Raw genomic sequence first — 24999 nt, 5'->3', positions numbered from 1 at the left:
TCGCGCGCCGATCCGCCGCGCACCGATCCGCGGCCCGCCGACGGCCGCGCGGGCTCCGGGGTGGGCGCGCTCCTGGTGATCGGGGATGTGATCACGGACGTGGTCGCGCGCTTCGCCACCCCGCCGGCCCACGGCACGGACACGGCCGCCGAGATCCGTACACTGCCGGGCGGCGCCGGGGCCAACGCGGCCTGCTGGGCCGCCCACAGCGGGTGCGCGGACGTGCGACTGCTGGCGGGCGTGGGGGCGGACGCCCGGGACTGGCACGCGGAACGGCTGCGGCGAGCGGGGGTACGGGCCCGCCTCGTCGTCGACCCCCACGCCCCGACCGGCACGGTGATCTGCCTGGTCGACGCCTCGGCCGAGCGCACCCTGCTGACCGACAGCGGCGCCGCGCTGCGCCTGTCACCCGCCGACTGGTCGCCGTCCCTGCTGGACGGGGCCGGCCGACTGCACCTGTCCGGCTACCTCTTCTTCACCGGTTCCAGCCGGCGGCTCGCCCTCGTCGCCATGGAGGCCGCTCGGGAACGCGGTGTTCCGGTGAGTGTGGATCCCGCCTCGGCCGGCTTCCTCGGACGGCTCGGCCCGCACCGTTTCCTGACGGCTGTGGCGGGCGCGGAGACGCTGCTGCCCAACGCGGACGAGGCCCGGCTTCTCACCGGTCTGCCGGACGAGGAGCGGGCCGCCGCCGAACTGAGCCGGCGGGTACCACTGGTCGTGGTCACCCTGGGCGCCGCCGGGGCGCTGGTGGCGGCTGAGGGCGAGGTGACGGCCCGGGTCCCGGCACCACCGGCCCGCGCCGTGGACACCACGGGCGCGGGCGACGCCTTCACCGGCGCCTTCCTCGCCGCCCGGCTGGCGGGCGCGGAACCGGCCGCCGCGGCGGCGGAGGGCTGCCGCGCGGGTGCCGTGGCGGTCACGCTGCCGGGCGGCCGGCCGGAGCCCGGTCGGCGCACCGCGTGACACGGGAGGCCGCCATCTCCGCCATCGCCGTCATCGCCGTCATCGCCGTCATCGCCGTCATCGCCGTCATGCCTGTGCGAGCCCGCCCCAGGCGGGGTGGCGGGGGTCGTCGGTCCGCACGACCACGTCGGCCGTGTCCGCGGGGGCCACCTCGTCCTCGTACCGCGCGAAGGCGGGCAGCGTCCAGCGGGCGCCCTCCTCGGTACGGCGCCGGAGCGCGGCCGGAGACAGGCGCAGGTGCACCGTGAAGTCGAAGGGGAACCAGTGCCCCAGCAGCAGCGGACCGTGCAGGAGCAGGACACCGCCGGGGGCCAGTGCGCGGCGGGGACTGCGGGTGGCGCGGTCGGTGGCCGGGTCCCACAGGTCGGGCAGCACGCGCCCCGAGCCGTCCGGCTCCAGCGGGGCGAAGACCTCCCGCCAGAGAGCCCCGGTGTCGAACCAGCCGCTGTAGTACGTCTCCGGGTCCTCGCGCCCGTACTCGTACCGCAGCGAGGCGGGCCGCAGAAAGCCTTCCGTGCCGACCACCAGCACCGCGCGGCCGCGGACGCGCAGCGCCTCCGCGAGCGCGCGGGCCCGCTCCCCGGGTGCGGCGGCCGGTGCCCCGTCGACGGCGACGCGCAGCCAAGGGCCGCCGTCCGCCGTCTCGGTCCGCGTGATCCGATCGGCCAGGGCCTCGGTCAACCGGTCCCAAGTGATCGCTTCAAGTCGCATTCGTTCATCATCGTGCAGCCGTACGGAGGGATGTTCGAGAGGCGGAGCCCGGTGTCAAGGAGGCGGACCTCGTCGTACGGGACGACGTCCCGGCCGCCTCGGGTCACAGCGCGGCCGACAAGAGAGCCGGCTCGCCCACCGGCAGCGTCTGCTCCGCCCAGATCGTCTTCCCGCCGACACCCTGCCGTGTGCCCCAGCTCCGGGTCAGCTGGGCCACGAGCAGCAGGCCGCGGCCTCCCTCGTCGAACACCCGGGCCCGGCGGAGGTGCGGCGCGGTGTTGCTGCCGTCGGAGACCTCGCAAATGAGGTTGCGGTCATGGATCAGCCGGAGCTGGATGGGCGCGCTGGCGTACCGGATGGCATTCGTGACCAACTCGCTGACGACGAGTTCCGTGGTGAAGACGGCCTCGTCCAGCCCCCAGGCCGCCAGCTGATCGGAAACGTTTCCGCGGGCCCGGGCCACCACCGCCGGATCGCGGGCCAGCTCCCACGTCACCACCTGGCTCGCGTCGAGCGCGCGGGTGCGGGCCAGCAGCAGGGCGACGTCGTCGGCGGGGCGGGCGGGGAGCACCGCTTCGAGGACCGTGTCACAGAGCTCCTCCAGCGACGCGGCCGGCCGGGCCAACGCCTCGCGCAGCGCGGTCATCGTGTCGTCGGGTCCGCGCTCCCGCGAATCGATCAGGCCATTGGTGTAGAGGGCGAGCAAGCTGCCTTCCGGAAGCTGGATCTCGGCGGTCTCGAACGGCAGGTTGCCGAGGCCGAGCGGCGGGCCGGCGGGCAGGTCGACGAACTCGGCATCGCCGTCGGGCCTGACCAGCACCGGCTGCGGATGTCCGGCACGGGCCAGGGAACACCTCCGGGAGACCGGGTCGTAGACCGCGTACAGGCAGGTGGCGCCGACATCGCCGGCGGTCTCCGCCGCGGCGCTCTCGGAGCTCGCGGCGTACTCGGCGCTTGCTGAACTTCCGCTGCTTCCGCTGCTTCCGCTGCTTCCAGTGCTTCCGGTGCTCTCGGCGTTGGCGGAGTTCGCGGCGTTCGTGGCGTCCTCCCCGTCGGCGCCGCTCCGGCGGTTCGGCGCGGTCGGCGCGTTCGGCGCGTTCGGCGCGTTCGGCGCGTCCGCTTCCTCGGCGGACACGCGGTTGACGAGGTCGTCGAGGTGGGTGAGCAGTTCGTCCGGAGGCAGGTCGACATCGGCCAGGGTCCGTACCGCCGTCCGCAGCCTGCCCATCGTGGCCGACGCCTGGAGGCCGTGGCCCACGACATCGCCCACCACCAGCGCGACGCGCGAACTCGACAGCGGAATCACGTCGAACCAGTCACCGCCCACACCGGCCCCCGAACCGGCGGGCAGATAGCGGAACGCGGCCTCGACCGCCGCGTGCTGGGGCAACCCCCTCGGCAGGAGGCTGCGTTGCAGGGTCAGCGCCGTGTCGCGCTCACGCGTGTAACGGCGGGCGTTGTCGATGCAGACGGCCGCCCGTGCCGTGAGGTCCTCGGCCATGAGCAGGTCGTCCGGCTCGAACGGCTCGGGGGTACGGTGCCGCGAGAACGTGGCCGCACCGAGGGTGGTGCCACGCGCGAGCAGCGGAACGGCCATCGTCGAGTGAAAGCCGAACTTCCGTACGCTCCGCGACCGTTCCGGCGCCTGGGCCGCCCATTGGGCGATACTGGGGTCCGTGACCCGGTTCATGATCCCCCGCTGTAGGAGCAGGCACTCGGCGGCCGGCGAGAAATCGGGATAGAAGTCCGTCTCCCCCATGGGCACGACCGCCTCCGGGCAGCCTTCCAGCACCGACCGGCAGGCGACGCGCCGGAGCATGACGTGGCCGGACAGCGGTCCGTCGGGCGGTTCGCCGCCGGTGCTGACGGTGGGGAGCAGATCGACGGTGACGAAGTCCGCGAACACCGGGACGGCGAAGTCGGCCAGTTCCTGCGCGGTGCGCACGATGTCGAGGGTGCTTCCGATACGTGTGCTCGCCTCGCTGACCAGGCGCAGACGCCGGCGGGCGGTGTACTGCCGGGTCATGTCGTGGCCCGAGAGGATCACGCCCCGTACCCGGCCGTCGTCCTCCCCGCGCAGCGGGGCCAGGGAGACCGCCCAGGCCGACGCCCGGTCATGGCCCACGAGCCGGATGGGGAATTCGACGTACTGTGTCTCGCCCGACTCAAGGGCGCGCCGCATCCGCCGTTCCACCTCGTAGCTGTTCGGGCCCCGCACGATCTCGGGCAGCCGGAGTCCGCGGATGTCGTCCTCGGCCAGGCCGAGGACCCGCTCCATGTCGTCGTTGACCCGCCGCAGCCGGAGTTGTTCGTCGTAGAGCGCCATCGTGCACGGGGAGCCCACGAAGCCCTTTCTGATCAGGTCGTCATCGCCTCTGACCGGCGCACCGCCGGTCAGAGGCGAGACAATCAGCCATTCATGAGCGTCCCTGTCGGCCGGACCACCGCTTTCCGGCCCGGTCCCGGCGGCCCCGCCGGCCCCTGTTATGCAATCGCCGCCGACGCGGTCACCACGGCCGTCGTCGCCGTGACCCGTGTCGACGCGACCCGTGTCGACGCGCGCGCCGAAGTGCGCCAGCAACCGGACCTCGACGCGGGTGCCGTCCCGATGCAGCAGGGTCACCGTCCCGTGCCATCTACGTCGCTCCTCCGCCGGGCGGCGCTCCTCCACGGTGGGCGCCTTCCCCGCCAGCAGGACGGCGGCGGGCCGCCCCAGGATCTCCGAGGGCTCGTAGCCGAGCAGGCTCCGCGCGCCCTCGCCCCATCCGGTCACAACGCCCCGCGCGTCCACGGTGGCCATGGCCGTGGGCGCCTCTCCGACAGGGCCACCGGGGTCTCCCTTGCTCATCGGCTCCTGGGGCCCCGGGGGACCTTCCGGCTCGAAGCAGCCATTCGGTCCGTGGCAGCCGCTCGACTCGTTCGAGCCGTTCGACCTACCCGGGCTGTTCGAGCCGCTGGGTCCGTTCGAGCCGCTGGGTCCGTTCGAACTGGTCAGCTCCACCGACCGGATGGACCGAGAGTCCCCTGCGGTGTCCGGTCGCCTCATCGTCCCTCATTTCACCCTGCCCGGGGCCATCTCACCTGCCCGGGGCCGGCCACCGAGGCGCTGTGATCACGACCCGGCGGACCGTCGCGGAACCGCCAGCACATACTGACGTCTTCAAGTATGACATCCGTCACAAAAACCCTATTTCCCTCCCCACTGCCACCCTGCACGCCCGCCCTGTCGCCGTCCATCACCACGACACCCCGCCGCCCTCACTCCCCCCGCAGCAGCTTGGCGAGCACCCCCTCCCCCGTCACCTCGATCAGGCCGTCCCGCACGCCGTCCGGCACGCTCAACGAGCCCCCGGCCAGCGCGCGGCAGGTGTCGGCGTCCAGCGCGAGCCGGGCGTCGGGCCGCTCGACGGGACCCTCCCCGTACACCGGACCGCCACCACCGAGCCGTACATGGAACGCCCCCTCGTCCAGGACGACCTCCACCACCCCCTCGTACCCCCCGCCGGTCGCCGCGTCGCTCCACTCGACGCCCTCCAGGCCGGGCCGCTCGGGCCGCCCGGACCCCGACCGGACCGACGGACCCGGCAGACCGGCCGACAACTCGTCCAGAACGGGGAGCAGCGGCACGGCGAACCAGTGGGCCCGCACGGCATCGGTGGGCCGGCGCTCCGCGAGCTCCGGGGCGCCCCACTCCGCGAGGGCGGTGAGAACCGGCAGCAGATCCCGCCCTCGCCCCGTCAGCTCGTACACGGACGCGGCGGCGGGCGGCGGCAGCCGACGGCGCGTGACCAGATCGTCGCGCTCCATGTCCTTCAGGCGCGAGGCGAGCACGTCCGTGCTCACACCGGGCAGGTCGGCGTGCAGGTCGGTGTAGCGACGGGGGCCAGCGAGGAGCTCCCGGACGATCAGGAGGGTCCAGCGGTCGCCCACGGCATCCAGGGCACGGGCGGCGGCACAGTACTGGTCGTAGCTTCGGCGGCGTGGCATGCGACGCAGTGTAGACATGTTGTTGGACTTTCCAAGCTCGCACTTGGTAAAACCAAGTATCACATCGAATCTGGGAGGGCACGCATGGAGTTCCGGCAGTCGAGCAAGCTCAGCGAGGTCTGCTACGAGATCCGCGGCCCGGTGATCGAGCAGGCCGACGCGCTGGAGGAGGCGGGCCACAGCGTGCTGCGCCTGAACACCGGGAATCCCGCGCTCTTCGGGTTCGAGGCGCCGGAGGAGATCGTCCAGGACATGATCCGGATGCTTCCGCAGGCCCACGGCTACTCGGACTCACGCGGCATCCTCTCCGCGCGCCGCGCCGTCGCACAGCGTTACCAGACGCTCGGTCTGCCGGATGTCACCGTCGACGACATCTTCCTGGGCAACGGCGTCTCGGAACTGGTCTCCATGGCCGTCCAGGCCCTCCTGGAGGACGGTGACGAGGTGCTGATCCCGGCGCCGGACTTCCCGCTCTGGACAGCGGTCACCACGCTGGCCGGGGGCCGGCCCGTGCACTATCTCTGCGACGAGGCTGCGGAGTGGTACCCGGACCTGGCCGACATGGCCTCGAAGATCACGGACCGGACGAAGGCCGTCGTGATCATCAACCCCAACAACCCCACGGGCGCGGTCTACCCACGTGAGATCGTCGAGGGCATCCTGGACCTCGCCCGCCGCCACCAGCTCATGGTCTTCGCCGACGAGATCTACGACCAGATCGTCTACGACGACGCGGTCCACCACAGCGCCGCCGCCCTCGCCCCCGACCTGGTCGTCCTCACCTTCAGCGGCCTCTCGAAGACGTACCGGGTGGCCGGTTTCCGCTCCGGCTGGCTGGTCGTCACGGGCCCTACACAGCATGCGCGCAGCTACTTGGAGGGGCTGACGATGCTCGCGTCGATGCGCCTGTGCCCCAACGCGCCCGCCCAGTACGCCATTCAGGCCGCGCTCGGCGGCCGCCAGTCCATCCGGGAGCTCACCGCCCCCGGAGGCAGGCTGTACGAGCAGCGCAACCGCGCCTGGGAGAAGCTCAACGAGATCCCCGGCGTCTCCTGCGTGAAGCCGAAGGGCGCGCTGTACGCGTTCCCCCGCATCGACCCGGCTGTGCACCGGATCCACGACGACGAGCGGTTCGTCCTGGACCTCCTGCTGCGCGAGAAGATCCAGGTCGTCCAGGGCACCGGCTTCAACTGGCCGCGCCCCGACCACTTCCGCATCCTGACACTGCCGTACGCGGACGATCTCGACGCGGCGATCAGCCGCATCGGCCGTTTCCTGAGCGGGTACCGCCAGTAGCCACGAGGCCGGGGGACGGGCGGGACGGATCGCGAGGGGCCGTGGGCCGCGACCCCACCGCGTCACGGGCGGGAAGGCCCCGTCAGTACCGTACGGGCAGCGCGAGCAGTCCCCGGGCCCGGGTCGAGGGCCGCCGGCGCAGTTCCTCGTACGGCACGTCGAGTTCCAGCCGCGGGAACCGCTCCAGCAACGCGGTGAGCGCCACCTCGGTCTCCAGTCGGGCGAGCGGTGCGCCCAGGCAGTAGTGGATGCCGTGGCCGAGGGCGACATGGCCGGAGGCGTCACGGTCGAGATCGAGCCGGTCGGCGTCGGGGAAGCGCTCGGGGTCGCGGTTGGCGGCGGCGAGGGACAGCATGACGGTCTCGCCCGCCGGTACGGTCGCCCCGCCGATCACCACGTCCTCGACCGGGAAACGACGGATCGCCAGCAGCGCGGGACCTTCGTACCGCGCGAACTCGGCGACCGCCGCGCCCGCCCTGCCGGGGTCCGCCCGCAGTGCCGCCATCTGGTCCGGGTGCCGCAGCAGCGCGAGGACGGAGTTGCCGATCAGCTGGACGGCGTTCTCGTACCCGGCGAAGAGGATCAGGAAGGCCAGGGACATCAACTCGTCCTCACCGAGCCCGTCCGCCGCACCGCCGGCGCCTGCCCCGGCCCATTCGTCACCGCCACCACCCTCTCCGCCGCCACCACCCTCTCCGGCGTCACCGCCGTCTCCGGCGTCGTCGCGCACCGCGATCAGCGCGGAGAGCAGGTCGTCGCCGGGTTCGGCGCGTTTGGTGGCGAGGAGTCCCGTGAAGAAGGCGAGCATGTCGCGGACGGCCTCCTTCGCCCGCCCGGGCCTGCCCGGATCGGGTGCGACCAGGGCATCGGTCCACTCGCGGAAGTCGCGCCGGTCCTCCGGCGGTACGCCCAGCAGCTCACAGATGACGACGATCGGCAGCGGAGCGGCGTACGAGGCGATCAGATCGGCACGCCCGGCGGGCAGGGCGTCCAGGAGTTCGTCGGCGGTGCGCCGGACCGGCCCCCTGAGCATCTCGATCCGCCCCGGCGTGAAGGCGCGTACGACGAGACGGCGGATACGGGTGTGGTCCGGCGGGTCCATGTTGAGCAGGTTGGCGTCCAGCGCGGGCGGCAGCTGGAAGCCGTGGTAATTGCCGGGCAGGGCATGGCGCTTGTCGAGCGAGAGCCGGGGATCGGCGAGCGCCCGCCGTACGTCCTCGTACCGGGTGACGAGCCAGGCGGGCCGTCCGTCGGGGCCGACGATCCGCCGCACGGGTGCCGTCTCGCGCAGCCGTTCGTAGACGGCGTACGGATCCGCGAGCAGTTCGGCCGTCGGGTCGTACAGAGGTTGCTCTCCGACCTGCCCTGGGGCTGACGGAGAAGGCTGCGAAGGCTGCTGATGAGGCTGCCCGGAGGTCGTGGTGGCCATGGACTCCACCCTAAACAGCGCGACGGCGGGCGGCGGTTGACGCGTGATGGCCGAGGTGACGCGCACGCGAGCGGAGCCGACCGCCTGGAGAAGCGGTACGAACGCGGGCCGAAACGGGGTCAACCACCCGAGAGCGCCGCCGTTCCGCGGTGGCCGAGGCCGCCGACGCCGCTCGAAACCGGCCGAGCTCCGGGGCGTTCGTGGTCTGGACCTGTCAATCTCTTGTCGCTACGCTCCCGCTGTCAGCGCCAGAGAGCGCTCTCAGGCGCTTGTCGTTCCACCCCCACATGCTGGAACAAAGAAGGGCCACCCCCTTGAGACGCTCGACCGTGATACGCACCGGCCTGTCCGCGCTCCTCCTCCTCGGCACCTGGGCGACCGCCGGCCTCGCCCCCGCCACCGCCGCCTCGCCCGCTCCTGAAGAGCCGGCCTCCGCCGCCATGCTCACCGCCATGCAGAAGGACCTCGGGCTCACGCCGAGTCAGGCCGAGGCCCGGCTGGCCACCGAGAAGACGGCCACCGCCGTCGAAGGCAAGGCGCGGCGCGCCGCCGGTTCCTCGTACGGCGGTTCCTGGATCAGTTCGGACAGCGGCAAGCTGACCGTCGCCGTCACCGACCGCGCGAAGGCCGACGCCGTCCGGGCCACGGGCGCGACCGTCCGCCTGGTCGAGTACAGCGCGAGCCGGCTCGACGCGGCCAAGAAGCGCATCGACGGCCTCACGGCGCCGGACGGCGTCAGCAGCTGGGGCGTCGACCCCACGTCCAACCGCGTCGTCGTGAGCGTCGTCACCGCCCAGAAGAACGACAAGGACGTCCAGGCCTTCGTCGCCAAGGCCCGCGAGGCCGGCCCGGTGACCGTCCAGGAGATCGCCGCCCCGATCCGTACCACGGCCGCGGGCACCGTCGGCGGCGACCCGTACTACACGGGGAACGTGCGCTGCTCCATCGGCTTCTCCGTCCAGGGCGGCTTCGTCACCGCCGGCCACTGCGGCTCGGTCGGCGCCTCGGTGCGGGGCTGGGACAACACCTACATCGGCAACTTCCAGGGGTCGTCCTTCCCCGAGAACGACTACGCCTGGGTCAACGTCGGCAGCGGCTGGTGGACGGTCCCGGTGGTCCTGGGCTGGGGCACCGTCCCCGACGCTCTGGTCCGCGGCTCCAACGAGGCTCCGGTCGGCGCCTCGATCTGCCGCTCCGGCTCCACGACGCACTGGCGCTGCGGTGTCGTCCAGGGCAAGAACGTGACGGTCAACTACGGCAACGGTCAACTCGTCTACCAGCTGACCCAGACCAGCGCCTGCGCCGAGCCCGGGGACTCCGGCGGCGCCTACATCAGCGGTGACCAGGCCCAGGGCGTCACCTCGGGTGCCTCGGGCAACTGCACCACCGGCGGGACGACCTTCTACCAGCCGATCAACGAGATCCTCAACCGGTACGGACTGCGGCTGCACACCGCCTGATCCGGCCGTCCGGCCCCGCCCTTCCCCGCCCTTCCCTGCCCTGTCCTCCGTACGGGCCGGGCGGGGAAGGGCACCGGGAACAGGGAGCAACCGGCGTACGCCGGGCCCGCCCCGCCACCCGTGCTCGCCGGTGCGGCCGTCCGCGTACGCCGGGCATCCGCGTACGATCGTCCCCATGCCGCCGGAGCCACCGAACGAGTCCGCCGCTCCCGGAGCGGGCGACGGCGCGGGCGAGGGAAAGAGCGCATCCGGCCACACGGAGCGGCGTAGAATAAACCATTGCGATGGCAGCGGGCAGCGGGCAGCGGGCAGCGGGCAGCGGGCAGCGGGCAGCGGGCAGCGGGCAGCGGGCAGCGGGCAGCGGGCAGCGGGCAGCGGAGCTTTCCGTGCTGTACGCCGTACGCTCGGCGACCGCGCTGAACCGGCTCCTCGACACCCTCCCCGTCTTCTCCGGTGACGACCGGGTCCGGCCGGTCTTCACGCTCGTCCCCGGATCCGACTTCGGCACCGACGCCCTTGCCGCGCTCGACGAGGCCGGTGCCCGGACGATTCCCTGGTCCACCGCCGTACGCACCGAGCACGCGCTGGTCGTCGCGGCCAGTCCCAACGGCCCGCTGCGCGAGCTGCGCGGTCCGCTCGTGCTGCTGCCGCACGGCGCCGGGTTCAACAAGCGGCTGCCCGACGCCTCCGACGACGACTCCGCGTCCGGTCTGCATCCCCGACAGCTCCTGCGCGACGGCGAGCCGCTGGCCGCGCTGCACGCGCTCGCCCACCCCGGCCAACTGACCCGGCTGGCACGCGGGTCACGGGCCGTGGCGGCCCGGGCGAGGGTCGTCGGGGATCCGACGCTGGACCGGATGCTGGCGTCCCGCGGACTCCGGGAGCGCTACCGCGACGCGTTGCGCACCGGCGGGCGGCGGCTCGTGGCCGTGGTGTCGACCTGGGGGCCGGAATCGCTGATGGTCCGCCGGCCCGGGCTGCCGGCGCGGCTGACCGCGGAACTCCCTTACGACGCCTACCAGGTGGCGCTCGTCGTCCACCCCAACGTCCACAGCGAGCTCGGCGCGTTCGAGCTGCGCCGACGGCTCCGTCCCGCGCTGGACGCCGGGCTGCTGCTCCCCCGGCCGTACGAGGAGTGGGCCGCGGTCCTCACAGCGGCGGACTGCGTCCTGACGGACCACGGGTCCGCCGCCCTGTACGCGGCGGCGCTGGACCGGCCCCTGATGGGCTGCTACGAGGGCGGCACGGAGCTGGTCCCCGCCAGCCCGATGGCCGGCCTTCTGGCGCACGTGCCGCGGCTGACGGCCGACGCGGCGCTCGACAGGCAGGTCGACGCCGCCGTCGCGGCATACCGGCCCGGTGACACCCGGGCTGTGGCGGACGCGGCCTTCGCCGAGCGGGACCGGGCCCTGGAGCGTCTGCGGGCCCACTGTTACCGGCTGCTCGGCCTCGAACCGCCGGCCGGCGCCGTCACCGCCCGGCCCCTGCCCCTGCCCCGCGTCACCGGCGAGCGGCCGACGGCGCTCGCGGCGCTCACCGAGGTGCGCGGCACCACGGTCTCGGTCGCGCGGTACCCCCTGTCCCGCGGTCCGCACGGCGGCCACACGGTCGCCGAGTACGGATTCTCGTCCGTGAACGAGACCCGTGCCGCCGGGCTGCTCGTCCGCCGCGCGCGGCCCGCCACCGGCCCGGAGCCGCACGCAAGAGACGCCGTGTGGACGGCGGGCGGCTGGACGACGTACGCCCTGGAGGAATACCCGGGCTGCCGTACGGCGGCGGCCGTCCTCACCCACGACCACGGTGTGCTCAGGCGTGCGGGGCACCGGGACGCGCTGTCCGTACGGCTCGCGGCCCACGCGTCCCCTGAGCCGTGGGTCCGTCCCGATCCCGCCGCCGTGCTGTCCTGTGTCCACGCCTGGCTGGAGGCGAACGAGAGCCCGGCGCTGCCCGTCTCCCTCGACTGCCTGGTGGGCGGCCGACGGACGACCGTCCTGCTGGCGTACGCGACCGAGACGGAGACGCACGCCGAGCTGTGACCGACCGCGCCAGGGTCCGGAACGGCCCGTACCGGTCCGCCGGTACCGGTCCGCGCTCCGCCCGGCGGCAGGCCGGCCCGGACCTCCCGGCGCCGCGGGGACGCTCGCCGTGGCCCACGGACCGCGAACCGGGGCTCAGGCGTCGGGTGCCGCCGCCACGCCCGCGCTCTGCCGCAGTTCACGGGCACGGGTGCGGTGCTCCCGCGCCGTCGCCCTGTCGTCCCGCTCTTCGGCGAGGTCCGCCAGTTCCTCGTGCAGCGCCGCCTCGTCGTACGTGGAGCCGCGCCGCGCCTCGAGGGCGAGCGCCTCGCCCAGCACGGTGACTGCGCGGTCCACGTCGCCCGCCGCCCGGTGAACACGGCCCAGCTCGGCCGTCGCCCGTGCGGCCATCCGGTCGTGCCGCAGCTCGCGGGCCAGCCTGCACGTGGCCACCATCTCCGGCTCGGCCTCGGCCGGCCTGCCCGCTGCCCGCAGGCTCCTGCCGAGCAGGAAACCCAGGAGCAGGACACCGTACGCGTTGCCCCGCGCACGGTGGATGGCGCGTGACCGCTCGAAGTACTCGACGGCCCCGTCCGGCTCACCGCGCCAGGCGAGGAACTTCCCGCGGAACTCCAGGGCCGACGCGTGCAGGACCGTACCGGCCTCGACCGACTCCGCCGACCGCACGGCCCGCTCGGTCTCCTGGTCCGCCTCGTGCGCCCGGCCCGTCTTCCAGAGCGCCTGCGCCAGTTGGCAGCGCATCCGGATCAGCGCGTCGGGCCGTTCGCAGCGCAGCGCAGCGTCCCGGCCGACCTCGAACGCCCTGATCGCGTCGTCGTGGTTGTGCTGGTCCTCGTAGTGCTTCCACAACGCCTCGCACAGCGCCCACGCGTGGTCGTCCTCACCCAGCTCGACCGCGATGCGCACGAATCCGTACAGCGCCTTGCGTTCCGTGTCGAGCCAGCGTCGCGCGGCTGCCCCGGGCGCCTCGGGCGCCGGCCCGGACGTCCGGGACTCGAACGGCACATACGAGTCGAACGACACGTCCGCACCGTACGGCTGCTCCGGGACCGGCTCGGCCCGGCGCAGCCTGCCCTCGGCGATCGCCCGGTCGGCCCGCTCGGCCTGCCTGCGGTACCAGACGAGGAGCCGGCGCAGCCCCTCCCGCGGCTCGGCCGGATCCCCGTGCCGGGCCGCGCAGCGAGCGGCGTGCGCGCGCAGCAGGCCCCGCAGGACCGACCGTCCGGGCCCGCGTGGCGGCGAGGGGGACGGGGACAGCAGCCCGGCGGCCGTCAGGTCGTCGAGCGCGTCGGCCGCCTCGTCCACGTCGGTCCCGATCAGCGCGGCGGCGGCCTCGGGCGTGATGTCGTAGCCCGGATGGTCCGGCAACAGCCGGTAGAGCCGGGCGGCGGGCGCGGCGAGCCCGCCGTAGGTGGCGTTCCACACCGCTTCCACCACGGGCAGTCCCCTCTCTTCGAGCTGCGCGGCCAGGTCCGCCGCCAGCCGCTCCGCACGCCGTCCCGGGCGCTCGTACAGCAGTGTCCCGGCCGCCCGCAGTGCGACGGGGAACCCGTCGCAGACCCGGGCGAGCCTGGTCAGCGACCGGTCCGGCTCGTCGGGCCGCACGGGGGCGGTGATCCTGCGGAGCAGCTCCATGCCGTGCTCGTGGGAGAGCGGCCCCAGTGCGAGCCCGAGGGCGCCGCGCGCCTCCAGGGCGGGCAGCCGCTCCCGGGCCGCGATCAGCACGACCGATTCGGCCGAGACCGGCAGCAGAGTGGTGATCTCGTCGGCGGACCAGGCGTTGTCGAGGACCAGCGCCAGGCGGGCTCCCTGGGTCCTCTCCTCGTACAGCCGCACCAGCCGCCGGTACTCCGCGGGGATCCAGCTCTCGGCCACCCCGAGCCGGCTCAGCAGGTGTTTCAGTACGGCGGCGAGGTCGAGGGAGCCGGCCGTCCGCCATTCGTCGAGGTCGACGTAGCGGGTCCGGTAACGGGGCTTGAGCTCATGGGCGAGCCGGACGGCCAGGGCGGTCTTGCCGATGCCGCTCACCCCGCTGAACACGACCGTCAGCGGGCGGGCCGGCGGACTCGACCGCTGCCTCTCCTCAAGGGTGCGCAGGACCGCCTCGCGCTCCGTGTCCCTGTTCTCGAACGGCTCCTCCTCCAGCGGAAGTTGATGTTCCAGAACGGCGACCGCCCCGGCGAGCCCGGTCCGCCCGGCGAGCCCGGTCCGCCCGGCGGTCGCGCCGCCCGGCGCCGGGCCGCCCCGGCCGGCCGGGCCGACCGGCTCCGCGAGACCGTCGGGGCCGTACGCGTCGGGGGAACCGTGGAAGTGCAGGTGCTGGGTGAGGCTGCCGATCTCCCCCGCCTGGACGGCCGACCGCGCACGTACCTCACCGCCGAACGCCGTGCCGATGCGGGGGCCGGTGGGGCCGCTCGGGGCCCGGCCGGCCGGGTCGTCGTCGGGGCCATGATCCAACTCGGCCAGCAGAGCGCTCAGTTCACCGGCGGCCGCCGGGTCGGCGCGCAGCGCGCGGCGCAGCCGGTTCCGCCACTCGGCCTGCAGCCCTTCGGCCGTCTCCTCGTCGTCCTCCCGTCGCGCCGCGGTCAGTTCGCCCTGTGCCGTCTCCAGGTCGGACTCGATCGACTCCGGGCTCGCCGCCCCGCGCCTGGCGAGGAACCGCGTCATCCTCTCACGCGCCCCGGCCCAGCCGTCCGTCGCCATCTGCTGGACGAGCGCCGTCGCGCCCGCCGTCGCCAGCGCCACCAACTCGGCTTCCACCGGGCCCCCTTCGACCGCTGATCGTTGGAAGAACAGAGCCTATCGGTCACCTCCCCAGCAGGGCCGTGAGCGCGCCCACGGGATCGGTGTCCGGGGTCCCGCGCGGCCACCAGTCCTCGCGGTCGCGGTCGGACTCGTACCCGTACCAGACGCCGTCGCGGCCGAAGCGCAATTGGAGGGTGGAGGCGGAGAGCCGGTTGCGCCAGGGACGGAAGCCCGGGAAGCCGGCTGCCGCCAGGGCGGGCCGGGCCCGGTCGAAGGGGCCGGCGGGCGGGTCCCAGGGCTCTTCCAGGACCGCGAGTCCGGCAAGGCCGCCCTGGCGCCAGGCCGCGACGGCGCGCGCCAGATCGGTGGGCGTGCGGTCGAGGGCGCCGGCCAGGTCGCGGTAGAGGGCGCGGGTGGAGGCGGTGAGTCCGGATCCGGGATGGGCGGCGGCCAGCCGGACCGCGTCCTGCCAGGGGGTGAGCGCGCCGACCGGGTCGAGGCCGGTGGTGAGGAACGTATGCGCCCGGGACGCGGCTTCCGTGGCCAGGAGGTCCAGCGCCATCGGGTCGGGCGCGCCGGGCGCCTGCGGGTAGACGGGCGGGCGGCCGGGCCGCGCCGGCGCGGGGAACGGCGGCGGCAACGCGGGCAGCGCCCTCGGCGCCAGGGCGGTACGCGCCTCGACGGACGGCATCGGCGGTGGCTCCGGGGGCCGTTCGGCGGCGGAGCGCGCGGCGTTGCGCCTGGTCAGATCGGCGAGGACCGCGCTCTCGCCCCGGCCCCGGATCAGAAACAGGACGAAGGGGTCCTCGTCCAGGAGCCTGGCCGTCTGGTAGCAGAGGGCGGCGGCGTGTTTGCAGGGGTAGCCGTCGTCGGGGCAGGAGCAGTCGGGGGTCAGATCGCCCGCGGCAGGCAGCAGGTCGGCGGCGGCGGCCAAACTGTGCGGCATCTCCTTGTCGAGCAGGGCGGCGATGTGGTCGGGGCGGGCGGCCGCCGCGTCGAGGAGGTCCTCCCAGTCGTCCTCGACCAGCGTGCGCAGCCGGATCTCCGTGCGGTACGGGCGCGGTCTGGAACCGTGGACGTACGCCACGACCCGGCCGGGCGTGACGGTGATCGCGTCGACCCGGCCGCGGCCGGCGTAGGCGCGGCCCCGCTGGAGGCGCGCCGGGTCCAGCGCGGTGTCCTCCATGGACTCCACCCAGGCGTTGCCCCACCAGGTGGCGGCGAAGTCGTCGTCCGGCTCCGGCCGGGGCGGCAGGGCGGGGAACGTACGACGGCGGTCGTCGTGCCGTGCTGTGCGCGCCGGGCTCATGACAGCCTCCGCAGGGAGACCAGGTCCGCCAGCTCCCGGTCGGTCAGCTCGGTCAGGGCGGCCTCGCCCGAGCCGAGGACGGCGTCGGCCAGCGCCCGCTTGGACCGGAGCATCTCGGCGATCCTGTCCTCGACCGTGCCCTCCGCGATCAGCCGGTGGACCTGCACCGGCTGGGTCTGCCCGATGCGGTAGGCGCGGTCGGTGGCCTGCTCCTCCACCGCCGGGTTCCACCAGCGGTCGAAGTGGACGACATGACCGGCCCTGGTCAGATTGAGGCCGGTGCCCGCCGCTTTCAGCGAGAGGACGAAGACCGGGACCTCGCCGGACTGGAACCTGTCCACCATGCGCTCGCGGTCCGCGACGGGAGTGCCCCCGTGCAGGAGCTGCGACGGGATCGCGCGGGCCGCGAGATGGGCGGAGAGCAGGCGGGCCATCGACACGTACTGGGTGAAGATCAGGACGGACCCGTCCTCGGCGAGGATCGTGTCGAGCAACTCCTCGAGCAGGGACAGTTTTCCGGAGCGGCCGGCCAGCCGGGTCCTGTCCTCCTTCAGATACTGCGCGGGGTGGTTGCAGATCTGTTTGAGGGAAGTGAGCAGCTTCATGACGAGGCCGCGGCGGGCGATGCCCTCCGCCGCCTCGATGGCGGCCATCGTCTCGCGGACGACGGCCTCGTAGAGCGACGCCTGCTCCCGGGTGAGCGCGACCGGGTGGTCGCTCTCGGTCTTGGGCGGCAGCTCGGGCACGATGCCCGGATCGGACTTCCGCCTGCGCAGCAGGAACGGCCGGACCAGCCGGGACAGCCGCTCCACCGCGTGCTCGTTGTCCGCGTCCCTGACGCCGGCGTGCTTCGCGTTCTCCACGTTCTCGACGATGCGGGCGTGACGGGAGCGGAAGGCCTTGAGCGGGCCGAGCAGGCCGGGGGTCGTCCAGTCGAGCAGCGCCCACAGCTCGGACAGGTTGTTCTCGACGGGGGTCCCGGTGAGCGCGACCCTGGCGGGTGCCGGGATGGTGCGGAGCGCCTTGGCGGTGGACGAGAACGGGTTCTTCACGTGCTGTGCCTCGTCGGCGACGACCATGCCCCAGGTCTGCGCGGCCAGGGTGTCGGCGCTGGAGCGCATCGTCCCGTACGTGGTGAGGACGAAACCGTCCGTCACTCCCTCCAGGGTTCGTCCGGTGCCGTGGAAGCGGTGCGCGGGAACGCCCGGCGCGAAGCGGGCGATCTCCCGCTGCCAGTTGCCGAGGAGGGAGGCGGGGCAGACGACGAGGGTCGGTGCCGGGCTCGCGCGGTGCAGGTGGAGCGCGATGACCGTGACGGTCTTGCCGAGGCCCATGTCGTCCGCGAGACAGCCGCCGAGACCGAGCGAGGTCATCAGGTCCAGCCACGCGAGCCCCTTCAGCTGGTAGTCCCGCAGGGTGGCGGCCAGCGCCGGTGGCTGCGGGACCGCGGCCGGGCCGGCGACCAGCCGGTCGCGCAGCGCCGCCAGCGCGCCGGCCGGGACGGCCTGAACCGTCTCGCCGTCGACCTCCGTGCTGCCGGTCAGGGCGACCGCCAGCGCGTCGACCGGCTCCAGCAGCCCCAACTCGCGTCGGCGTGCCTTGCGGACGAGCGCGGGGTCGACCACCACCCACTGGTCGCGCAGGCGCACGATCGGCCGGTGCGACTCGGCGAGCGCGTCCATCTCCCGTTCGGTGAGCGGATCCCCGTCGAGGGCCAGTTGCCAGTCGAACCTGAGCAGTTCGTCGGTGTCGAAGAAGAAGGTGCCGTCCGTCGCCGTGCCGGGCGCGGGGCGGACGACCGCGGTGGCGCTGAGCGTACGGGCCAGCTCCCTGGGCCAGTGCACGGCGACCCCCGCGTCGGCGAGGCGGGCCGCTCCCGGGCCCAGCAGGTCGTACAGCTCGTCCTCGGCGAGCGGCAGGGCGTCGGGGACGTCCCGTTCCAGCAGCCGGGTGAGGGGCGCCCAGACGCGGGCCGCGCGGCGGAGGGCGAGCATCGCGTCGATCCTGGCCCTGGGACCGAAGCCGTCGTCGCCGTGTCCCGCCCAGAGCCCGGCCGCGTCGACGACAAGGGTGGGGTCGGCCAGGCTGTGGATCTGGACGAGGGCGGTCCCGGCGCGCCGCGGAGCTCCACCGTCGTCCGGGCCGCCGCGTCCTGGCAGGCCCGACGTCACGTAGGCCCCCTCGGTCGCGTCGGCTTCCTCCGCCCCGTCCGCCGCCCTGGCCCCCCGGGCCTGAGCGGGCTCACGCGCCGCCGCCGCGGCGGCGGAGTCGAAGGCGTCGTAGGCGGAGAGGTCGAGACGCAGCGACACCCGTACTCCCGCGTCCATCCCGGCCGCCGCCTCCGCCGCCCAGGTCCTGGCGCCCGGAAGTCGCTGCGGGGCCCGCGCCGCGAACGGCGCCCCCGCCGCGAACGCGGCGGCCGGGGTGCGCGGGAGGGAGTCGGCCACGGCGTCGAGGAACGCGCGCACCAGTGCTTCGGGGTCGGGCAGGCGGAGCCGCCGGTCCTCGGCGGAGAGGGAATCGGGGGACGGCTCCGGGAGCGGCGGCGGCGTCGGCCCGGTGAGCGGCACCGCGTGTGCCTCCGGTGGCATCGCCGCGGCGATGGCCCTGAGCTGCGCGATGTCGTCGGCGTCGAGCGGTCCCGCCCGCCAGGCGTCATGGTCGGACGCGGTGAGCCCCGGGAGCAGTCTGCCGCGCGCGAGCAGATGCAGCGCGTGCGACGCGGCGGCTCCCCAGCAGGCCGTGGCCGGATGCGCGGCGCCGTCCCGGCGGGCGCGCACCAGCAGGGGCAGGGCGTCGGCCACGGGCAGCACCACCGCCGGAACGGCGCACGCGCGGGCCACGCCCTCCTGGAGCCGTACGACCGTCACCTCGTCCCGCTCGGGCCCCGTGGCGACCGGCCGCGCGGCACCGGGTCCGTCGGCCGCGCCGTGCGAACCCGTCCGGCCTCCCGTCGCTGCCCCTCGCTCCCGCGGGTCCGCCGGCGGCGGCAGCTCGCCCTCGGGCGACCAGAACGCCACCCGGCCCTCGCGCGGCAGCCCGGCGGGCAGGAACACGGCGGCGCAGCGCACGAGCGCGTCCGGCACGAACACCCGCGCGGCCTCGGACGCCGACACAGGCGTCGGCACGAGGGCGGAGGGGGCGGTGACGGAGGATTCGGAGGGGGGCACCTGAAGAGGCCCCGACGCGGGCGGAAGAGCCGGCGCGGCGTGCTCGGCCGCGCGGACACGCCCGGCCCGACGTGCGGGGGTATGCACGAATCGCGGCATGCCCACAGACTCCCTCCCACATCGGGATCCGATTACCTCTGCGAGTCTAGGCGGGGGGTCTGACACTCGGTCCGCGCGCGGCATTCACGCAGCTCGGGGCGGGTTCGCGGGCCGAAAAGCCGCCGCCCCGGCCGCAGTGGCCGGGGCGGAGGCGCGTGGAGGCGGGATGCCTCCCGTGGCGCCGTCACGGGGTCGTGAGCGGCGTCTGCCCCGCGGGCGTCTCCTCCTCCGAAGCGTGCGAAGGGCCTGGAGCCGTCGGGGTAACCGGAGCGGTCGAGGTGCCCGGAGTCGTCGGGACGCCCAGCACGTCGGGCAGCCCGGCCGTGCCCGGCAGCCCGGCCGCGTCGTCCAACGGCCCGGCGGTTTGCGGCGGGCCGGCTCCGTCCGGCGGCTCCGAAGGCCCTCCGTCGGTGCCCGCGCCCACCGCTTCCGAACGGTCCGCCGGCTTCTCGACGGCCGCGCCGGACTCCACGGCCGCCGACACGTTCCGCGCCGCCTCGGCGGCCTCGGTCGGAGTGGCACGTTCGAGGAACCGGAGCAGTTCGACGGGGAAGGGCAGGACGAGCGTGGAGTTCTTCTCCGCCGCCACGGCGACCACGGTCTGGAGCAGCCGCAGCTGGAGCGCGGCCGGCTGGTCGGCCATCTGTGCCGCCGCCTCCGCGAGCTTCTTCGACGCCTGGAGCTCGGCGTCCGCGTTGATCACCCGCGCGCGGCGCTCCCGGTCGGCCTCCGCCTGCCGCGCCATCGACCGCTTCATCGTCTCCGGCAGCGACACGTCCTTGATCTCGACCCGGTCGATCTGCACACCCCAGCCGATCGACGGACTGTCGATCATCAGCTCCAGGCCCTGGTTCAGTTTCTCCCGGTTCGACAGCAGATCATCGAGGTCACTCTTTCCGATGATCGAACGAAGCGACGTCTGTGCCATCTGGGAGACCGCGAACCGGTAGTCCTCCACCCGGATCACCGCGTCCGCCGCGTCCACGACCTTGAAATAGATCACGGCGTCCACGCGCACGGTGACGTTGTCCCGGGTGATGCCGTCCTGGGCGGGCACCGGCATCGTCACGATCTGCATATTGACCTTGTGCAACCGGTCCACGAACGGAACGATCATCGTGAACCCGGGGCCTCGAATGTTCCTGCGCAGGCGCCCGAGACGCAGGACGACGCCTCGCTCGTACTGCTTGACGACCCGGGCCGCCGCCATGGCGTAGACCCCGCACGCGCACACGGCCGCGATGACGGCCACGATCAGTTCCTCGACCATGATGGGCCCCCTGACGCCGGACCGAGGTAGTGCTAATCACCACGGTATGCCCTGTTTGACCCGCTGGTCGAGAAACGGGACGCGGTCGTACGACGCCGCCGGCACGGCCGACGACGGCGGGCGGCGGGGGCGACGGGGGCGACGGCGAGTCGGTACGGGTGCCGGCCCCGGGTTCCGCGGGGTGCCGCCCGCGGGGGGGGTCACCGGCGCTCGTTACCCCCGGCCGGCCGCGCATCTGGTGCCGCCGTGCGGCCGATCCGGCAGTGTGACATCACCGGCCGCCCCGGACCGCGCCGCCGACGCCCTCCGCGCCGCCCGGCCGGCCCCCGTACCACCGGCCCGCGCACACCGCGTACAGACGGAGGACCGCCCATGCCCGTGACCGATCACCCGCCGGGGGCCGGCCGTTCGCCCCGGGCCGAGCACCGGTCCCGGGCCGGCCATCAGCGGCTCCGCCTCGTCGTCGCGACGGCCTGTCTCGTCCTCACCGTCGCCGGCTGCTCGGGACTCGGCCGGACCGCGGTGGGCACCGTCACCTACGAGACGGAGCAGCGCAACCGGGTCACGGTGTCCAATCCGCTGGTCACGGGCTGCCACAGCATCGGGTCCACCGGAGCCCACACGGTCGCGAACCGCACCCTGCTCGACATGATCATGTACCTGACGCCCGACTGCACCGGCGAGCAGAACGCGTACATCGCCACCATGCAGTCCGACACGATCGCGCCCGGATCGGGGCCGTGGCGCAGCTACACCATCGTGCACTGAGGAAAAGCCTCCACCCCGCGGTCCGGTCGCGGCGGGAGCGGACCGCACGGCCGGCGGCCCCGTCCCGGCGCGGCTACCTGGGCAGCGCCCGTACCCATGTCCCGTCGTCGGTGAGATACGTGTCGACCACCAGGCCCGCCTCGCCGAGACAGCCCTCGAACTCCTCCTCGCTCAGCGGCCGGGACAGGAACGTCTGGGTCCAGCGCGCGTCCGGGAAGACGTACTCGCACAGCAGGGAGTCCACCCCGTCACCCGCCGGCTCGGCGGAGACGATCCGGATGGTGCAGCCGGCTCCCTCGTCCACCCGCTCCCTGGGCACATCGCTGTGCCAGTCCAGGCCCTCGCGCTGGATCAGCACGCACCCGTCGTCGGAGACATGCTCACGGCAGGCGCGCAACAGACCGTTACGCACCGATGTGTCGCCGACGTGCACCAGGAAGGAGGCGAGCATGACGACGTCGAACGTCTCCCCCAGGGACAGTGATTCGATAGGGCTCCGGACCGTACGGACGGCGCCCTTCACGCGCTCCAGCATCTCCGCCGACTCGTCCACGGCCGTCACCCGGAAGCCCCGTTCGATCAACGGGTGAGTCACCCGGCCCGCCCCGCTGCCCAGTTCGAGCAGGGACGCCCCGGCGGGCACGGCCGCCTCGACGACATCCGGCTCGCGGCCGACGGACAGCCGGGAGTAGAGGTCGACGGCACAGCCGTCCGGGGTGATGGCACCGGGTCCGGTGCCCCGGTGTCCCTCGCGCATGAGTCGGCTCATGCCCCCGTAACGCGCGGCTCCGGACCCCGGTTCCCGCGGACCGACGCGCCAGGAGCAGGCAAGCTCCCGGACCGGACCGGGCGGGGAGGCGGGGCCCGGCGCGGGCGGCCCGGTCCCGCGCGGCCCCGGGCGGGCCGTGCTGCCGCTACGTCTTCGGCCGCCGAGCGGCGGTGTGCGGGGCGGGCGGCGCGGGCTCGGTCCCCTCCGCCTCCAGTTCACGCCTGGCGGCGAGGAGGTCGCGGGCGGCCTGGTCGTCCACCGTCGGGTACTGGGGATCGATGTCCGACAGGGCGTCGACCAGCACCGCCGCCGCGCAGATCCGTGCGAACCACTTCCGGTCCGCCGGCACGACGTACCAGGGCGCCCAGTCGGTACTCGTGGCCGACAGCATCTCGGAGAAGGCCCGCTGGTAGTCGTCCCACCGCCGTCGCTCCCGGGTGTCGGCCGCGGAGAACTTCCAGTTCTTCTCCGGCCGGTCGATCCGCTTGAGGAACCGGGCGCGCTGCTCCTCCTTGGAGATGTTCAGCAAGATCTTCACGACCTTGAACCCGTTGTGGGTGAGGTATCGCTCCCAATGGTTGATCTCGCGGTAGCGGCGGGCCCAGAGTTTCGTCCCGCGCGGCCGGCCCGGCAGCTTCTGCCGGGCGAGGACCTCCGGGTGGACCCGGACGACCAGGACCTCCTCGTAGTGCGACCGGTTGAAGATGGCGATCTCGCCGCGCGCGGGCAGCCCGCGGGCGTAGCGCCACAGGTAGTCGTGGTCCAGTTCCTCGACGGAGGGCACCTTGAAGCTGCTGACCCGCACACCCTGCGGATTCACCCCGCTCATGACATGCCGGATCGTGCCGTCCTTGCCACCCGCGTCCAGCGCCTGAACGCAGAACAACACCCCATGGGTGCCCTGGGCGGCGAGCCGGGACTGGTAGTCGGCAAGCAGCGACACACCCGTGCGCAACAGTTCGACACCCGCGCTCTTCTTCAGACCGGCGACGTAACGCGGATCGAAGTCCTTGTCGATCACTACCTTCGAACCGGGATCCACCCGCAGCGGACGGATGAGCTCCGCGATGCGTTCCACCTGCCTGTCCGCCATCGCCGACCAGCCCTTTCCACCGCTCACGGCGAGCGTCATGCCGTCACGTCCGGGTGTAGCAGCCACGTTCCGGCGCGCCAAGCGGACAGTCAACCGCATCGGCCCCATTCGCCTGACCCTCGGGCTCCGGCCGGGACCCGGCCCGAGCCCGACGCCGGAGAGCGGGGACCGCGCGGCCGGGTCAGCGACCGCGTTCGCGGGTACACCCACCAGTGGGAGGTGCGAGAGCCATGCGCACCGGAAGTGAGCCGGTCACCGCGCGCAGTCCGCTGCGTATGCGGTTCTGGCTGAGTGTATGGGGCCTGATCTGGACGGGACTCGGTACGGCCGCCTTCTCCTTCGCCGGCCGGACGGGCTGGGCGGTCGCCTGCGGGGTGCTCTTCCTGATCGTGGCCACGGACATGGTCATGGTGGTGCGCCACATCCGCCAGGGGCCGCACTACCAGCCGGGACGCGACATTCCGCCGTACGAGCCCGACGAGGGCGACGGCCCCCGCCCCGGCGGGCACACCGGACCGGGCCCGGACGGCGGGCACGGCCTGGACCGAACACCGGATCCGGACCGCGGCGAGCGCGCGGATCGTGGCGGACGCGCGGGGCGACGGCCGGGCCGGCGCGCGTAGGCCCGCCGGATGTCCCTACGGAACCGGCGCGCCCGCTCCGCTCGCCGTCCGCGCGCCCTCCGTCATCCTTCACCGTTCGCGTCCGAGTCGAAGCGCGCCGCCTTCAGATACTCGGGTTTGGGATCGAGGGCGGCGGCCAGGCGGAAATGCCGTTGGGCCTGCTCCGGGCGGCCGGAACGCTCGAAAGTACGGGCGAGGGCGAAATGCGCGAACGCGTTGTCCGGCTCGCGCTCCAGCACCAGCTCGAACTCCAGCTCGGCGGGTCTCAGTTGCGCCGACGCGAAGAACGCGCGAGCGCGCAGCAGGCGGGCAGCCGTGTTCTCCGGGTGGGCCGCGATCACCGAGTCGAGCAGTTTCACGGCCCCGCGCGGATCCCGCGCGGCCAGCAGCTGCTCCGCCGCGCGATAGTCGATGACGTGGGTCTCCGGGCTCTCGGGCACGGTCGCATCCTTCCCTCGGTCCGCGCGTTCAACGCACCGTACGGCAGTGCTGTTCCACACGTACGACAGCCGACGGCCCGGCGGGGCCGGTGCACCGGTGGTCAGTCGCGCTCGGCGTGGCGGTCGGCCGCCACCCGTGCCGACGCCTCCCGCCAGACGGCCCTGACCTGCGGTTCCAGCCGCTCCAGCGGGCCGTCGTTGTCGATGACGACATCGGCGACGGCGCGCCGCTCCTCGCGGGTGGCCTGGGCCGCCAGCCGCTTGCGCGCCTCGGACTCGTCCATGCCGCGCAGCCTCACGAGCCGGTCCAGCTGGGTCGCGGGCGTCGCGTCCACGACCACCACCAGGTCGTACAGCCCCGCCATGCCGTTCTCCACCAGCAGGGGCACATCGTGCACCACGACGGCGTCGGGTCCCGCCGCCGCCTCCAGCTCGGCCGAGCGCGCCCGGACCAGGGGGTGCACGATCGCGTTCAGCGCGTGCAGCCGGTCCTGGTCCCCGAAGACGATGCCGCCCAGCCTGGGCCGGTCGAGGCGGCCGTCCGGGGTGAGGACATCGGTGCCGAACTCGGCCACCACGGCTTCCAGTCCCGGCGTACCGGGCTCCACCACCTCGCGCGCGATACGGTCGGAGTCGATCAACACCGCACCGTAACCGGCCAGCAGTCGCGAGACCTCGCTCTTGCCCGCTCCGATTCCGCCCGTGAGTCCCAACCTCAGCATGCGCTCAGCCTAAGAGGTCGCGCGGATGGGTGGGGTGGAGGAAGGAGCGGGGCGAGGGGCAAGTCCGGCAAGGCGGAGGAGGGAGGCGACGCAGGAGCGGAAGGGGCCT

Annotated in this window: 18 protein-coding genes; 6 read left to right on the top strand and 12 right to left on the bottom strand. The window is 73.7% G+C overall.

The features are described 5' to 3' along the window. The first annotated feature begins 60 nt into the window (after positions 1-60). Positions 61-963, top strand: coding sequence for a carbohydrate kinase family protein (locus tag IG02_RS0126255; RefSeq protein ID WP_030753066.1), 903 nt, complete (start codon positions 61-63; stop codon positions 961-963). 66 nt (positions 964-1029) lie between these two features. Here IG02_RS0126255 and IG02_RS0126250 read toward each other — a convergent pair whose 3' ends face one another. From IG02_RS0126250 to IG02_RS0126240, 3 genes are all read right to left on the bottom strand, one after another. Then, the gene (locus IG02_RS0126250) at positions 1030-1674 is read right to left on the bottom strand and encodes a uridine kinase (RefSeq protein ID WP_030753063.1); all 645 of its coding nucleotides are present in this window, start codon (positions 1672-1674) and stop codon (positions 1030-1032) included. 103 nt (positions 1675-1777) lie between these two features. Beyond that, the gene (locus IG02_RS0126245) at positions 1778-4522 is read right to left on the bottom strand and encodes an ATP-binding SpoIIE family protein phosphatase (RefSeq protein WP_037804299.1); all 2745 of its coding nucleotides are present in this window, start codon (positions 4520-4522) and stop codon (positions 1778-1780) included. A gap of 410 nt (positions 4523-4932) precedes the next feature. Next, positions 4933-5661 (bottom strand): winged helix-turn-helix transcriptional regulator, encoded by a 729-nt coding sequence (locus IG02_RS0126240; RefSeq protein ID WP_030753059.1) that lies wholly within the window; start codon positions 5659-5661, stop codon positions 4933-4935. Positions 5662-5745: 84 nt separating this feature from the next. On the opposite strand from IG02_RS0126240, the gene IG02_RS0126235 reads away from it, so the two are divergent. Continuing rightward, a complete protein-coding gene (locus IG02_RS0126235) occupies positions 5746-6957 on the top strand; it encodes a pyridoxal phosphate-dependent aminotransferase (protein WP_030753053.1) in 1212 nt (403 codons plus the stop codon). 82 nt (positions 6958-7039) lie between these two features. On the opposite strand, the gene IG02_RS0126230 is transcribed toward IG02_RS0126235, so the two are convergent. Next, positions 7040-8386 carry a cytochrome P450 family protein gene (locus IG02_RS0126230; RefSeq protein ID WP_063756859.1) on the bottom strand — a complete coding sequence of 449 codons (1347 nt, stop codon included), beginning with the start codon at positions 8384-8386 and terminating at the stop codon, positions 7040-7042. Between the two features lie 314 nt (positions 8387-8700). Here IG02_RS0126230 and IG02_RS0126225 point away from each other — a divergent pair, with 314 nt between their 5' ends. Next, a complete protein-coding gene (locus IG02_RS0126225) occupies positions 8701-9846 on the top strand; it encodes an alpha-lytic protease prodomain-containing protein (protein ID WP_030753049.1) in 1146 nt (381 codons plus the stop codon). Positions 9847-10130: 284 nt separating this feature from the next. Continuing rightward, positions 10131-11882: a translation initiation factor 2 gene (locus IG02_RS0126220; protein ID WP_234314918.1), complete on the top strand. Its 1752-nt coding sequence runs from the start codon at positions 10131-10133 to the stop codon at positions 11880-11882. Between the two features lie 135 nt (positions 11883-12017). On the opposite strand, the gene IG02_RS0126215 is transcribed toward IG02_RS0126220, so the two are convergent. The 4 genes from IG02_RS0126215 to IG02_RS0126200 all read right to left on the bottom strand — a co-directional run bounded on the left by IG02_RS0126215 (position 12018) and on the right by IG02_RS0126200 (position 20475). Then, positions 12018-14642, bottom strand: coding sequence for an ATP-binding protein (locus IG02_RS0126215; RefSeq protein WP_051765767.1), 2625 nt, complete (start codon positions 14640-14642; stop codon positions 12018-12020). A gap of 46 nt (positions 14643-14688) precedes the next feature. Further along, positions 14689-15936 (bottom strand): SWIM zinc finger family protein, encoded by a 1248-nt coding sequence (locus IG02_RS0126210; protein WP_030753040.1) that lies wholly within the window; start codon positions 15934-15936, stop codon positions 14689-14691. Beyond that, the gene (locus IG02_RS0126205) at positions 15933-19022 is read right to left on the bottom strand and encodes an SNF2-related protein (RefSeq protein WP_420707795.1); all 3090 of its coding nucleotides are present in this window, start codon (positions 19020-19022) and stop codon (positions 15933-15935) included. The genes IG02_RS0126210 and IG02_RS0126205 overlap by 4 nt, the downstream gene beginning before the upstream one ends. A gap of 367 nt (positions 19023-19389) precedes the next feature. Beyond that, complete coding sequence (locus tag IG02_RS0126200; RefSeq protein WP_078854840.1) at positions 19390-20475, bottom strand: slipin family protein; 1086 nt, start codon at positions 20473-20475, stop codon at positions 19390-19392. A 372-nt stretch (positions 20476-20847) separates the two neighbouring features. Between IG02_RS0126200 and IG02_RS0126195 the strand changes: the two genes are divergently transcribed. Next, positions 20848-21243 (top strand): hypothetical protein, encoded by a 396-nt coding sequence (locus IG02_RS0126195; protein ID WP_234314917.1) that lies wholly within the window; start codon positions 20848-20850, stop codon positions 21241-21243. 73 nt (positions 21244-21316) lie between these two features. Here the strand turns inward: IG02_RS0126195 and IG02_RS0126190 are convergent, their stop codons facing one another. Further along, positions 21317-22000, bottom strand: a complete 684-nt coding sequence (locus IG02_RS0126190) for a class I SAM-dependent methyltransferase (protein ID WP_107055707.1) — start codon at positions 21998-22000, stop codon at positions 21317-21319. Between the two features lie 157 nt (positions 22001-22157). Then, positions 22158-23105 carry a polyphosphate kinase 2 family protein gene (locus IG02_RS0126185; protein WP_030753024.1) on the bottom strand — a complete coding sequence of 316 codons (948 nt, stop codon included), beginning with the start codon at positions 23103-23105 and terminating at the stop codon, positions 22158-22160. A 230-nt stretch (positions 23106-23335) separates the two neighbouring features. Here IG02_RS0126185 and IG02_RS43110 point away from each other — a divergent pair, with 230 nt between their 5' ends. Beyond that, on the top strand, positions 23336-23728 hold the full coding sequence (locus IG02_RS43110; protein WP_234314916.1) for a DUF6343 family protein: 393 nt from the start codon (positions 23336-23338) through the stop codon (positions 23726-23728). A gap of 62 nt (positions 23729-23790) precedes the next feature. Here the strand turns inward: IG02_RS43110 and IG02_RS0126175 are convergent, their stop codons facing one another. Beyond that, positions 23791-24168, bottom strand: a complete 378-nt coding sequence (locus IG02_RS0126175) for a tetratricopeptide repeat protein (RefSeq protein ID WP_030753018.1) — start codon at positions 24166-24168, stop codon at positions 23791-23793. Between the two features lie 101 nt (positions 24169-24269). Then, positions 24270-24890 carry a dephospho-CoA kinase gene (coaE, locus tag IG02_RS0126170; protein ID WP_030753015.1) on the bottom strand — a complete coding sequence of 207 codons (621 nt, stop codon included), beginning with the start codon at positions 24888-24890 and terminating at the stop codon, positions 24270-24272. Positions 24891-24999: the final 109 nt, after the last annotated feature.

Origin of the sequence: Streptomyces sp. NRRL F-5135 (assembly GCF_000719775.1) — a bacterium.
Lineage (GTDB): Bacteria > Actinomycetota > Actinomycetes > Streptomycetales > Streptomycetaceae > Streptomyces > Streptomyces hebeiensis.
This window is presented reverse-complemented; position numbering and strand designations above follow the sequence as displayed.